Consider the following 12,367-nt stretch of genomic DNA (forward strand, 5'->3'; position numbering starts at 1 on the left):
ATAGAGGCCGTCACGCACCGGACGACCCAAAGCGGAGTGCAATGGCCTTTAGCCATTGCACGATGACCTAACCGAGTGTGCCAACAGATCGCCTGCCGATTGCTTAACACCGGACGCTATAACACGAAAATACCCACCCCTCCCCCAAGCCGCTCCCCTAGCCTTACAAACTCAGAACCCCAGCCCATATCCAAACGCGAACAGACAGCCTTGCAAAAGTTGGGCGGATAAGTAGCAGGGCATAATACCGACGCTGGTTTTTTACCCCTTATTTTTAGGGCAAATAAAAAGACATTGAAAAACAATTGGTTGCGAATTTGTGTTTTTTTATTGGTAAAAAATGAAAATATCGTTTAAGCTGTTGTTGCGTTTGATGATTTTTTGTTTTTATTTCAGTTTACTGCCGCACAGGCAGCTTAGAAAGCCTTCTACATTGTCGCTAGTTGTTTCTAAGCGTTTACTGCCGCACAGGCAGCTTAGAAAGTTAACCCGCATTGCCGCTTCGGTCATTTGTGGTTTACTGCCGCACAGGCAGCTTAGAAAAGTTTGATGAGCATCATGTTGAATGCGTCGGCGTTTACTGCCGCACAGGCAGCTTAGAAAATTCTTGGAACATTGCTAGTCAGCCAGCCCTCGTTTACTGCCGCACAGGCAGCTTAGAAAGATGAAAATTTAACTATTGAGGGCTAGAAAATGTTTACTGCCGCACAGGCAGCTTAGAAAAAACAGACCAAGCAGGGCGGGGATCGGCTTAGGTTTACTGCCGCACAGGCAGCTTAGAAATCAACCATCGCGCTCTGCTCAATCCGCTTAAAGTTTACTGCCGCACAGGCAGCTTAGAAATAATTGTATTGATGTCGATACATTTGCCGTTGGTTTACTGCCGCACAGGCAGCTTAGAAATGACGGCCATCCGGTGACTCAAAGCGCAGGATGTTTACTGCCGCACAGGCAGCTTAGAAAGACACCTTGGTTAAGCTTGTGCGATACCATGCGTTTACTGCCGCACAGGCAGCTTAGAAATCTCTAATGTGTGGACTTGTAATGGTCAACAAAAACCGGACACTTTCTTAGGCAACCTTGCTGTAAAATTCCCGCTCAAATTCCAAAGGGGTTTTATAGCCCAATGTCGAATGCGAACGTCTGCCGTTATAAAAAGCGAAATATTGAGCCTTTGGAGTTGAGCCGCCACCCCTAAGGTGGCCATTATTGACAGGCCGCGTTAGCGACCTGTTTTACCGCTTTGAGCGGTTCACACCATAAAGCCCCCAGCTTTGCTGGGGGATATTTACTGGTATAGGCAAAGCGCCCATCATTTGAGCTAATCCGCCCATCCTGACTAAAGCTAATTTTACCCCTAGGATCAGTCACCTCTGGATTGACCATTTGCGGCAACTCGGCTGCATCATAGCCAGCCGAACTGCAATGGATGGCTTGTACAGCTGCATGGGTATTGGCAAAATTGGCTAACGCGCCGTTTATAGCAAAATGAGTCCCTTTAAACTCATTACAGGTCGGACACGCTACAAGGAGGTTGTCCCAAGAAAAAGCCAACCAATAATAAGTCTTTTTTGGCCGATAGTGTTCAACATGGCGTGACTCTACCCGTTGCTCACAAAATGCACATTTTTCTTTATAAAGGTCTTTAAGCGCCTTTTTTATATCGGGCCGCTTATACCTCTCATTGTATCTTTTTTCATCAATATAGCTTCCGTGCGTGATAAGCTCCAATCTTCTGTTATGGGTGGTTTTCGATGTCCGGGGTACGATGCCATTTTGAAAATGCACTGGCAAAGGCAGCTTTAAGGAATCCGGCATAGCCACGCTATTTTTGTCAATTTTTATCATTTTTTGCTAATTCTTCATCCAGAATCTGTTGAATTAGGTCGTCAATGTCAGAATCATCAAGAAATACTTTGCCGCGCTCTTTTTGCTTTTCCAGCTCGGCTTCTACTTTTTTGTTAATCCTGTACAGCAAATAAGTGCTACTGGTATCGGCAGCGTCATCATTAGGATTCATCCGAGAATCCGCCAAACCGAATAATGGAGAAGTGACAACCGTATTCATCATTAAATGATCTAAATCTTTACGGTAATAGGGGTCACTCACCCGCGTTTTGCCATCATCTGCATGACGGTAAACGCGGTAGATGATGGCATCTTCAGAGGCGCCTTGGATAATTGTCGGGCTGTGGGTAGTAAAAATAAACTGGACATTAGGCAGCAGTTTGCGCAGCTTCCGCACAATGACCCTTTGCCATTTTGGGTGCAAGTGCAGATCAATTTCATCGACTAAAACAATGCCTTTTAAGTCGGATACCTGCTCACCCTCATGGGCGTTTTTATTCAGACGGTATATTAAATCGGCAACAAAAATCAAAACGCTCCTATAGCCTTCCGAAAGCTGATCGAAGGTTAAATCACTGCCTTTTTCTATAAAAACAACCTTATTGCCTTCAATTTGTATATCCAGATGCTTTTCCAGTATGTCGCACAGCATATTGACTAAATGCGCCTCTGAAAACGTATTTTCTGGCTTTTTTGATTCGGCGTTCGCCTGTACATTAAGCGCTAATAACTTTTGGTCTTTTAACCAAGAAACCGGGTTCAACAAGGTTTGTTCACTATCAAATAGGGACATAAAACCGTATTGTTCGGGTTTATCCGTAGAATATCTGCCTCTGTGGGTGCCATATCCAAATAAGTTATTTAAATAAAGGTCTTTTTGGGGATGATATTCTTGCCCTTTATCATCGCAACCAAATAGCAGCATTCCCTTGTTATTTCTAATAATATCTGCCGCTTTCCCGGTTTCTTCCTGATTGGTTTTACCGATTATATAATTTCCGTTAAAGGCCAGATAAATCCCCATTAAAATTAAAGATTTGCCGTCGCCATTTTCACCCAGAAAATAAATCTCTTTGGCCGCATTAAAATCTAACTGCACATCTTCCACACAGAAAAAATTGGCGATGCTTACCGTTTTAATAAAACTGTTTTCAACACTGCGGGTAACCGCCGCAATGCCCCCTAACCAATTCTTGAATTGTTCTTGGCTAAGGCTGATCGCCTTATGAAAATGATTAGCAAAACAGATTTCATAAAAGCCGTCATCTGTGAGTTGCGTTTTTGTTAATCTTGAAATGCGCTCAAGCAAAACTTGCTTAAACAGCTTGCCAATTTCAGGCTTTTGAAATATGGGCGAAAAATCATAAGGCACTGTTTTAGTCTTTCTATAGATAGGAGGTGCCGCCCCCGATTCTATTAACGCGCTTCTAATATTGGTATACTGCTTGCCCGCTTCAACAGTAAACAGGCCTTTCATATCCCCTGTAGCGTATTTCTCGGCAAATTCATTAATTATCCCTCCGTGCATAAAAAGGGCGGCGAATAATGCGAACAGTTTTTTCTCATTAGGGTACTGCTGAATTTCAAGCCAATATTTAGGCAGTTCATCATGTAGCGAATTTATGCCAAGAAATGACTTAAGAATAGCCTCATTAATGCTAGCCTCTTTATTTTTGAATTTATTAAGCGCTTCTATGCTGTATACCACCTCTATCACTTGGACGGCATCGTATTTTGTCCAAGGAGTCCTTAATTTTGAAAAATCAACTTTTTTGGCCATACCTTATTTACGCTTAGCTATGATTAAGTATTCTTGTGCCATTCTATTTTTATCATCTTTCATTGGGCGACACAGAGTGGAGTGGTCTTTAGCCAATTGCACGATGGCCTGACCGAGTGTGCCAACATGTAGCCTGCTGCTTGCCTTAACGCCACGCCGTTAACTGAATACTAGAATACCGCCAGCCAGCCCCGCACCTCATCATTATCAACCCAGCGGTAAATCTCCGCCACCGCCACGCTCAAGCCCACTGCCTCAAAACTCACCGCGTCGCCCCAAAAATAATGTTCCGACACCCAGCCCGTGCGTTTGCGGCACACTTCCACATCGACAAAATCTTGCTCAATCAGGATATATTCCTGCAAACTGGGCAGGCTTTGGTAGGCGAGGCGTTTGGTGGTTTCATCCATACGCCGCGAGGATTTTGATAGCACCTCGACAATCAACGTGGGGGCTTCGGTGTAGTAATCGTGCTGAGCCGTTTCGTTACAGACCACCATCGCATCGGGATAGAAAAATTGGCTGCCGACTTTGATTTTTAAGTTGGAACTATAAGGTACGCAAGGCTGGTCTTTTAGGGCGTTTCTTAATTCGCCGAAGACATTGCCGACGATTTTTTCATGGTTACGGCTCGCCCCTGCCATGGCATACACCATACCGTCGATATACTCATGCCGGACTGTCGCCGTCAGTTCCGCCGCCAAGTAGTCCGCTTCACTGACCCAAGGCGTTTTTATGGATAAATTAGCTGACATAGTAATACCCCCGTCGTTTGTAAACCCGCACCACATATATACTTCAAACGGTCAAGTTTTCGGTTTTTGGTAGGGTACAGCGTACCCTACGGTGAATTGTAAAAGCCGAAAACTTGGCCGTTCACAGTATAGGTCGGGCAGGCGGTTTCTGCCCCACAACCCCTCAGGGTGAATACGCCCTTTGCCCCTACCTACACCAACAGCAGGCAACAAAGCCCACTCAATACATATCCCAACCGCGCTTACGCCGCCAGCCCAATTTCGGCAAGATAAACCCTAAAATCACGCTAAAGAACACCAATATCCCGCCATATAAAAACCAATCCTGTTCGCTGGTGTTTTTTAGGCTGGCGTTCTCGCGTTCCAGTTGCTCCAGTTTGCGTTCGGCATTAACGACGCGCTCTTGCAATTCGTCGCGTTCGTTTTTTAACTGCACCACGCCCGCCGCCGCTTGTTTCAACTCGCCCAGTTCCTGTTTTAACTTATCGCGCTCTAAGGCTAACGAGCGTTCCAGCGATGTGCCGGGGGTGATGGCGTCTTTAACGATTTTCAGCTCGGCCCTTAAGGACAGGTTTTCCGATTGTAAGGATTTGAGGGTCTTATGGTTGGTTTCCATCTGCTCGCGGGCAGGCGGTTCTTTTTGGGTGTGGCGGGTTTGGATATAGCCCTCCGTGCCGTCGTCCATGCGCACGGGGGTAAAGCCAGTTTTGGTTTTTGCCCCGGTCACGGTCAGCGGCGTACCCGTGGGCAGTAGCTTAATGACTTTCGCCTCGTTATCGGGGGCAGATTTTAGCGATAAATTGAGATTGTCGGTGACGTATACGGTTTCTGCCTGCACCCCGATAGGGGCAAGCAGGACGATAATCAGCGCGGTGTGTATTTTGTTCACGGAAATCCCTACAGTTAGCCGTTTGATAAACGGATTTTAACGTCATTTACCGCAGAGCAGAAATTCCAGCAAGGCTTTTTGAGCATGTAAACGGTTTTCGGCCTCTTGGAACACTACACTTTGCGGGCCGTCGATCACCTCGGCACTGACTTCTTCGCCGCGATGGGCTGGCAAACAGTGCATGAACAGCGCATCGGGTTGCGCTGCCGCCATTACCGCCGCATCGACCTGATAGTTTTTAAAGGCTATCTCGCGTTGTTTTTGCTCTTCTTCTTGCCCCATGCTCGCCCATACGTCGGTGACGACCAAATCCGCACCCACCGCAGCGGCGACGGTATCAGGGAAGAATTTCACCCGTCCGCCCGCAGCGGCGACTATCTCGGCGGCGGGTTCGTAGCCGACAGGACAGGCGATGTGCAGGGTAAAGTCCAACACCATGGCGGCATGGATGTAAGAATGGCACATATTATTGCCGTCGCCGATCCAGGCTACAGTTTTGCCTTGCAAGTCGCCGCGCAACTCAAAAAAAGTCTGGATGTCGGCAAGCAATTGGCAGGGGTGCTGCTCGTCGGTCAGGCCGTTAATGACCGGGACGCGCGAATGCTCGGCAAACGTGGTGACGGTGGTGTGTTTGTCGGTGCGCAGCATGATGCAATCGACCATGCTGGAAATGACCTTGGCACTGTCACGCAGGGGTTCGCCGCGCCCTAATTGGGTGTCGCGTGGCGATAAAAATAACGCGCTGCCGCCAAAATGGCTCATCCCGGCCTCAAAAGAAATGCGGGTGCGGGTGGAGGATTTTTCAAAAATCATCGCCATGACGCGGCCCTTTAAGGGCTGGTAATTCACGTCACGGTGATTTTTTAGTTCGATGGCGCGATGGATAAGGGCGCGCAGTTCGGCGCCGGATACATCAAGCAGGCTGATAAAATGTCTGGGATTCATGAAACTGCTACCTACAACTGTGCGGTAAACGCTAAAATTAGGGGTGATAAGGTGTCAACGAGCAATTGGATTTGCGCCTCGTCCATAATCAGCGGCGGCAGCAGGCGGATAGTCCGCTCGTTAGTGACGTTAATTAACAGGCCGGCTTGCAGGGCTTGCCCGACCAATTCCGCACAGGGGCTGTCCAGCTCTATGCCGATCATCATGCCTTTATGGCGGATGTCGACAATATGCGGCTGGCCTTGCAGGCGTGCGCTAAAACCTGTGCAGATAGCGTCGCCTTTGCGGCTGGCGGCGGCAATCAGGCCGTCGGCCTCCAGGGTCGCCAACACCGCTAACGCGGCGCTACAAGCCAGCGGATTGCCGCCAAACGTGGAGCCGTGGCTACCCGCCGTCAGCACCTCGGCGGCTTTGCCCCGTGCCAGACACGCGCCTATCGGCACGCCGTTGCCCAGAGCCTTTGCCAGTGTGCAGACATCCGGCAAAATACGGTTATGTTGGTAAGCTAAAAACTGTCCGGTACGGCCTATGCCGGTTTGGATTTCATCGAGCATTAACAACAAATGGTGTTGGTCGCACAATGCCCGCAGTTGGTTAAGGTAGTCGGGGGCGGGGATATTCACGCCGCCTTCGCCTTGGACAGGCTCGACCAAAATGGCGACAATATTGTTGTGCTGGCTGATTGCATCGGCAACCGCGCCGACATCGTTGTAGGGCACACGGATAAAGCCTTCGACCAGCGGCGCGAAACCTTGCTGAATTTTGGCGTTGCCGGTCGCACTTAAGGTCGCCAGCGTCCGCCCGTGGAAGCTTTTTTCCATGACGATAATAGCGGGCTGCCCGATGCCTAGGCCATACCCGTATTTACGCGCCAGTTTAATCGCCGCTTCGTTGGCCTCGGCCCCGGAGTTGCTAAAAAACACATTATCCATGCCGCTCAGGGCTGTCAGTTGGTCGGCCAATTGCTCTTGTACGCCGATGCGGTAAATATTGGAAGTGTGCAGCAATTTTTGGCTTTGTTCGCATAAGGCCTTATGTACCGCCGGATGGGCGTGGCCTAAACTGCACACGGCGATGCCGGAAAGGGCATCCAGATAGCGTTTATTTTCGCTATCCCACAACCAAGCGCCTTCCCCGCGCTCGAAAGTGACCGCTAAACGTCCGTAAGTTGGCATAATGTGGCTGGTCATAAGGTCTACCTATTAACAAAACAAGGGCTTGTGTAACCCGATAAAAAAATGGTCGATTATAAGTTTCAATTTACCCCTAAGCAAGACCCGTTGTTAATATTTGCGTTTTTAAGTGCTATAATGTTGAGAAAGCCGCTAGGTATTTGTCTTTATTTAATCAGTGAGTGATGTCTGCTATGAACGTGATAGAAAGAATTAAGGATCAGCTTGAGAACAATCCGGTCGTGTTGTACATGAAAGGCACGCCCGACTTCCCGCAATGCGGCTTCTCTGGGCAAACCGTGCAAATACTGGACTTGTGCCAAGCCAAGTATATGTATGTGAATATTTTTGAAGACCCCGAACTGCGCGAAGCGCTGAAAGATTATTCCAACTGGCCCACTTACCCGCAATTGTATATTAGCGGCGAATTGGTCGGCGGCTGCGACATTGTCGTGGACTTGTATAAGAAAGGTGAATTGGCGACTCGTTTGGCGGCTGTCGGCGGCGTTGCCGAATAAGGCTTAAGCCGGATAGCTGTTTTGTCGGTGCGGATACCTGCCCTCTTGGGTATCCGCACCGACACGATAGGCAAAAACGCTAAGCTTGCTTTCATTAACGGCGGCTTTGATTATTGAGGAGCATAAACAATGCAACTGACGTTTACTTTAGCAGATGATATTGCCCTGCAAGTGCAGGCCTTACCTAATAGCAATGAATTTGTTAATCAAGCTATCAAAAAAGCGTTGCTGCATAAAGTCGGCAATGCCGCAGAACAGCCTTCTAAATGGGCTTTGTTTGCCCAAGACATCGAAAACAGCCCCGAATTGCAGCTAGGAGATTATGCGGAACAGCTAAAAGCGGATTTGCGCGAAGTGCGGGACAATTTTGCTTTTCCTGGTGACGAAGCCTAAGTGATGAAATATCTTTTTGATAGCAATACAATTTCTGATCTGTATAACACGCCCTCTAACCAATACGGAAACATCAAGAAAAGATTAACTCAACTTGTTGATTCTGATGAAATAGCAATTTCTATAGTGACATTGTACGAATTGGAATATGCCTATTACAATGCGCCTGAAAATAAGCAAGTGATTATCCGAAACGATATTAATCATTTGCAAAACAATTTCTCCGTAGTGCCACTAAACATAAAAAGTGCTGGGTTATTTGGGCATCTAAAAAAGCAATTTAAAAATTCCAGCATGATAAATAAGGAAAATATCAAAAAACATAACATTGATATTATGTTAGCAAGTACCGCTATTTGCGAAGGGGCTATTTTAGTCAGTGCCGATAAAATATACGCTATTTTACAAAAACTTAATAATAATCTTCATGTCGAAGATTGGACGCTTTGATTGTCAATAGCAGAGCCAAATAGAACGGGGTTCTGAAAAGGCCAAAACGATAACTATCTAAAAACACACCAAGCCACCCCCGCCCCATAATAGCCCCGTGCCGCCATGCTTTTGTGCGCAGCAAGCTTGGCAAAACCTTATATTTATTAGGCTTTTTTATAAGCCAAATTTTTCGGGCAAACATCCGTCCTAACCCCTCTTAAAAACCAATCCGCTTAACTTGACATACTCGCTTAACGGACTATTAGGTTATAATGTGCCGCTAACCTAGGCTTTCATAGCCAACGCTATGAAATACATCCAAACTTTCTACTTGTAGCAATCCATAATGGCAGCGAACTCACCCTCACCTTCGAATGTATCGACCCCTATAGACTTTGATTCTATCAAGAATCTGACCGACACCGAAGCCAGGGCCGTTGACCAGCTCATTATTAACGAACTCAGCTCCGATGTGGTGCTGATTAACCAAATGGGCCACTACATTGTCGGCAACGGCGGCAAACGCCTGCGCCCGATGCTGCTGCTACTGGCCGCCAAAGCTTTGGGCGGGGTCAGCGACAACCACCTGATCCTCGCCGCCGTCATTGAATTTATCCATACCGCCACCTTACTGCATGACGATGTGGTCGACGAATCCGACTTAAGGCGCGGCAAAGAATCCGCCAACGCCGTCTGGGGCAACGCCGCCAGCGTTTTGGTCGGGGATTATCTGTATTCCAGTGCCTTTGAAATGATGGTGCGCACGGGCAATATGCGGGTGATGGAAATCCTCTCCAAAACCACCACCGCCATTGCCGAAGGCGAGGTGCTGCAATTGCTCAACTGCAACAACCCCGAAACCACCGAGGCCAAGTATCTGGAAGTGATCGCCAGAAAAACCGCTATCCTGTTCAGTGCCGCGACCCGTTTAGGGGCGGTCTTAGCGAATACCGATGCCGATATTGAAGAAAATCTGGCGCGTTACGGGCAACATTTGGGCATCGCCTTCCAATTGATTGACGACGCGCTCGACTACAAAGCCAATCAAGAAGACTTGGGCAAAAACTTAGGCGACGACCTCGCCGAAGGCAAGCCGACCTTGCCATTGATTTACGCCATCCAAAACGGCACCCCCAGCGAGGCGGAAATTATCATTGCCGCGATTCAAAACGGCGACCGCGAGGCCTTTAACGCCGTTTATGACATAGTGCAGCGCACCCAAGCGATCACTTACACCGAACAACGCGCCGATGAAGAAGCCCAAAAAGCCATTGATGCCCTCGCTTGCCTGCCGGAATCCGAGTACAAGCAAGCTTTGACTTTATTGGCGAAATTTTCCGTACAACGCAATTATTAAAGACCGCGTAGGTCAGGCAAGCGTAGGTTTGTGCCTACCTTGCCTGACCCCTGACCTATCCCTTAGCCGTGCAAGTTACCTTAACGACCATCTTTTTACTGTGTTGCAGCAATGTCTTTATGGCTTTTGCATGGTATGCGCATTTAAAAGAACTGCATAACAAACCTTGGCTGATTGCCGCCCTCATCAGTTGGGGGATTGCCCTGTTTGAGTATCTGCTGCAAGTGCCCGCCAACCGCTTAGGCTATACCGTCATGAGCTTCGCCCAGCTTAAAATCTTGCAAGAAGTCATTTCTTTAGGCGTGTTCGTGCCGTTTTCCATCTGGTACTTAAAAGCCCCGCTCAAGCTGGATTATCTATGGGCAGGCCTGCTGCTGTGCGGGGCGGCTTATTTCATCTTTCGGGCGAAGTAACCGGTTCTCGTTCCCTTCGGCTTCGCTCAGGGAACGGCATGGCTTTTAGGCGCAAGCCAAAGACGCGCTAAACCCCCTAAAAAGCATCCAAAATTGCTTTTTTCTTCGCGGCATACTCCTCCGCCGAAATCAATTCCGCTTCAAACAGCTTCTTCAATTGCGCCAATTTTTCACTGGGGTCTACGGCGGCAGGGCTAGGGGCGGCAGGTGCCGCCGCATTATTGCCAAACGCTTGGGCGATGTTTTGCCCAAAACTGATGCCTGCCCCCAAGCCCATACCCATACCCGCGCCGCCGCCTTCGTTTCTGGCTGCTTCCCGTAACGCCTCCAATTGCTGTATCTTGGCATAATCCAAACCGACTGCCTGCGCGGCTTGGGCTTCGGCGGTCATATCGGCGATACGGTTGATGCGCCGTAAGGTATCCTCGTCAAAATCCGTGCCTTCGATACGGAAATCGGTGATGGTAAAGCCTAAATCGGCAAAAATCGCCGCCAATTTTTCCCGGACACCATCGGCGATTTCTTCGCGGTTGGCATCAATATCGACATAGCTGAAGTGACTGGTGGCGAGAAAGTCCGCCAAGGGTTGGTTAAGACGGGCGACAATCACCGCCCTTAAGGCTTCGCTGGTAAACAGGCTCTGCCCGCCGACCACATTGGTAAAAAAAGCCGCCGCCGTTTCGATACGGTAGCTATAATTACCGAACGCCCGCAAACCGACCGGAAACTGGTAACGCGGGTCCAGGTATTTAATCAGCGAATTCGTTCCCCATTTCTGGTCCAGCATCACCGTGGTCTTAAAAAAATACAGACCGACCTTATGCTCGCTCTCAAACGCCTGCATAAACTTGCTGATTGTTGTCCAAAATGGGATATTATCGGTTTTTAGGTTAACTGAGCCTGGTTCTTGGTAAACCGCCTGCACCTTGCCTTGATAAACAAAAATACAGCCTTGGCCGGGGCCGACAATCAGCGTTGAGGCGTTTTTAATCTCGTCGCCGTTATCTGTCCAGCGTTCAAACAAGGCATTAGGCTGAGGGTTTTCCCACTCAATCACCGAACGCAGTTGGCGCTTTAAACCGTCAAAGAATCCCATGGATGTTGTCTCCGTTGTAGCAGTTAGTAAAAATACGATTAGGGGGTTAGGGGCTTTTAGGTTGGTGCATTTGTAAAATACACAAGCCTATAGGGTAAGACAGCTCCCTCCCCTGATGGGGAGGGTTGGGGTCACTGCCATTAAGTTAAGGAAATTCTGTTCAGAAACAATGTTTTTTCTTCCTTTTATGGAAGTTCAGCAACCCCCTTGCCGATGTCTTTTGTCTGGGCGGGTTACGGTGCTTTCGTTCCAAGCAAGGAGACCTTAACCCTATCGAACACAAATGGGCACAGCTTAAATCCATCCGCAACCAAGCACGATGTTCCGTTGACGACCTCTTCACTGGGGCGGTTACAGGACATCTTTTTATATCGGATTAGCTATATAGGCCAGCGTCACATGATCCAGCGCCATAGGCGAAAAACACCCCGGCAGTCCGCTAACCAAAAGTAGCGCCGCCAGCCAGCGGCAGCGGTTAGCCCGACACGGGCGACGGCTAAGGGAGCGGTTAGGCGTAAGGGCTGCGGTCATGGTCAATCCGATGGTTACGTTTGTTATAAGGTGAGGAAAGCTAAAAGGCCGACACTTAAGTCGGTTTTTTTATGCCCAAAGCAAATATTTATTACCTTTATATTGACCTTGGGTTTTATTGTGGTAATATATGTCCCAACAAAGCTAAGCTTCTTGTTAAGAGGGTGAGCATAACCGTACCGCGCTATCGGGTTAATAATTCGCGGGAGTGCAAGCAGATCATGTCGTGTGCGCTTTT

General features: G+C 48.4%; 12 protein-coding genes and 1 CRISPR repeat array. Of the genes, 5 read left to right on the forward strand and 7 right to left on the reverse strand.

The window, feature by feature from the left end:
- Positions 1-395: 395 nt before the first annotated feature.
- Positions 396-1,023: direct repeats of the CRISPR family, unit length 28 nt; unit sequence GTTTACTGCCGCACAGGCAGCTTAGAAA.
- Positions 1,024-1,206: 183 nt separating this feature from the next.
- From CEK71_RS20445 to CEK71_RS20470, 6 genes are all read right to left on the reverse strand, one after another.
- A complete protein-coding gene (locus CEK71_RS20445; protein ID WP_088621110.1) occupies positions 1,207-1,848 on the reverse strand; it encodes an HNH endonuclease in 642 nt (213 codons plus the stop codon).
- On the reverse strand, positions 1,835-3,628 hold the full coding sequence (locus CEK71_RS20450; RefSeq protein WP_088621111.1) for an AAA family ATPase: 1,794 nt from the start codon (positions 3,626-3,628) through the stop codon (positions 1,835-1,837). The genes CEK71_RS20445 and CEK71_RS20450 overlap by 14 nt, the downstream gene beginning before the upstream one ends.
- Before the next feature lie 170 nt (positions 3,629-3,798).
- The gene (locus CEK71_RS20455; RefSeq protein ID WP_088621112.1) at positions 3,799-4,383 is read right to left on the reverse strand and encodes a Uma2 family endonuclease; all 585 of its coding nucleotides are present in this window, start codon (positions 4,381-4,383) and stop codon (positions 3,799-3,801) included.
- Positions 4,384-4,603: 220 nt separating this feature from the next.
- A complete protein-coding gene (locus CEK71_RS20460; protein ID WP_088621113.1) occupies positions 4,604-5,272 on the reverse strand; it encodes a TIGR04211 family SH3 domain-containing protein in 669 nt (222 codons plus the stop codon).
- Between the two features lie 42 nt (positions 5,273-5,314).
- A complete protein-coding gene (gene argF / locus CEK71_RS20465) occupies positions 5,315-6,217 on the reverse strand; it encodes an ornithine carbamoyltransferase (protein WP_088621114.1) in 903 nt (300 codons plus the stop codon).
- Between the two features lie 11 nt (positions 6,218-6,228).
- A complete protein-coding gene (locus CEK71_RS20470; protein WP_088621115.1) occupies positions 6,229-7,407 on the reverse strand; it encodes an aspartate aminotransferase family protein in 1,179 nt (392 codons plus the stop codon).
- A 176-nt stretch (positions 7,408-7,583) separates the two neighbouring features.
- On the opposite strand from CEK71_RS20470, the gene grxD reads away from it, so the two are divergent.
- The 5 genes from grxD (at position 7,584) to CEK71_RS20495 (ending at position 10,502) form a co-directional block, all read left to right on the forward strand.
- On the forward strand, positions 7,584-7,907 hold the full coding sequence (gene grxD / locus CEK71_RS20475; protein WP_088621116.1) for a Grx4 family monothiol glutaredoxin: 324 nt from the start codon (positions 7,584-7,586) through the stop codon (positions 7,905-7,907).
- A 129-nt stretch (positions 7,908-8,036) separates the two neighbouring features.
- Positions 8,037-8,300, forward strand: coding sequence for a hypothetical protein (locus CEK71_RS20480; protein ID WP_088621117.1), 264 nt, complete (start codon positions 8,037-8,039; stop codon positions 8,298-8,300).
- Positions 8,301-8,303: 3 nt separating this feature from the next.
- On the forward strand, positions 8,304-8,750 hold the full coding sequence (locus tag CEK71_RS20485) for a type II toxin-antitoxin system VapC family toxin (RefSeq protein WP_088621118.1): 447 nt from the start codon (positions 8,304-8,306) through the stop codon (positions 8,748-8,750).
- A gap of 328 nt (positions 8,751-9,078) precedes the next feature.
- Complete coding sequence (gene ispB, locus CEK71_RS20490; RefSeq protein ID WP_088621119.1) at positions 9,079-10,089, forward strand: octaprenyl diphosphate synthase; 1,011 nt, start codon at positions 9,079-9,081, stop codon at positions 10,087-10,089.
- A gap of 68 nt (positions 10,090-10,157) precedes the next feature.
- Positions 10,158-10,502 carry a DMT family protein gene (locus CEK71_RS20495; RefSeq protein WP_088621120.1) on the forward strand — a complete coding sequence of 115 codons (345 nt, stop codon included), beginning with the start codon at positions 10,158-10,160 and terminating at the stop codon, positions 10,500-10,502.
- A gap of 76 nt (positions 10,503-10,578) precedes the next feature.
- Here the strand turns inward: CEK71_RS20495 and CEK71_RS20500 are convergent, their stop codons facing one another.
- Entirely contained in the window at positions 10,579-11,598 is a 1,020-nt protein-coding gene (locus CEK71_RS20500; protein WP_088621121.1) for an SPFH domain-containing protein, read from the reverse strand.
- Positions 11,599-12,367 lie beyond the last annotated feature (769 nt).

Source organism: Methylovulum psychrotolerans (assembly GCF_002209385.1).
Classification (GTDB): domain Bacteria; phylum Pseudomonadota; class Gammaproteobacteria; order Methylococcales; family Methylomonadaceae; genus Methylovulum; species Methylovulum psychrotolerans.

Coding starts and splice junctions, on each gene's coding strand:
- CEK71_RS20445 (WP_088621110.1), bottom strand. CDS start 1,848: ATGATAAAAATTGACAAAAATAGCGTGGCTATGCCGGATTCCTTAAAG.
- CEK71_RS20450 (WP_088621111.1), bottom strand. CDS start 3,628: ATGGCCAAAAAAGTTGATTTTTCAAAATTAAGGACTCCTTGGACAAAA.
- CEK71_RS20455 (WP_088621112.1), bottom strand. CDS start 4,383: ATGTCAGCTAATTTATCCATAAAAACGCCTTGGGTCAGTGAAGCGGAC.
- argF (WP_088621114.1), bottom strand. CDS start 6,217: ATGAATCCCAGACATTTTATCAGCCTGCTTGATGTATCCGGCGCCGAA.
- CEK71_RS20470 (WP_088621115.1), bottom strand. CDS start 7,407: ATGACCAGCCACATTATGCCAACTTACGGACGTTTAGCGGTCACTTTC.
- grxD (WP_088621116.1), top strand. CDS start 7,584: ATGAACGTGATAGAAAGAATTAAGGATCAGCTTGAGAACAATCCGGTC.
- CEK71_RS20480 (WP_088621117.1), top strand. CDS start 8,037: ATGCAACTGACGTTTACTTTAGCAGATGATATTGCCCTGCAAGTGCAG.
- CEK71_RS20485 (WP_088621118.1), top strand. CDS start 8,304: ATGAAATATCTTTTTGATAGCAATACAATTTCTGATCTGTATAACACG.
- ispB (WP_088621119.1), top strand. CDS start 9,079: ATGGCAGCGAACTCACCCTCACCTTCGAATGTATCGACCCCTATAGAC.
- CEK71_RS20500 (WP_088621121.1), bottom strand. CDS start 11,598: ATGGGATTCTTTGACGGTTTAAAGCGCCAACTGCGTTCGGTGATTGAG.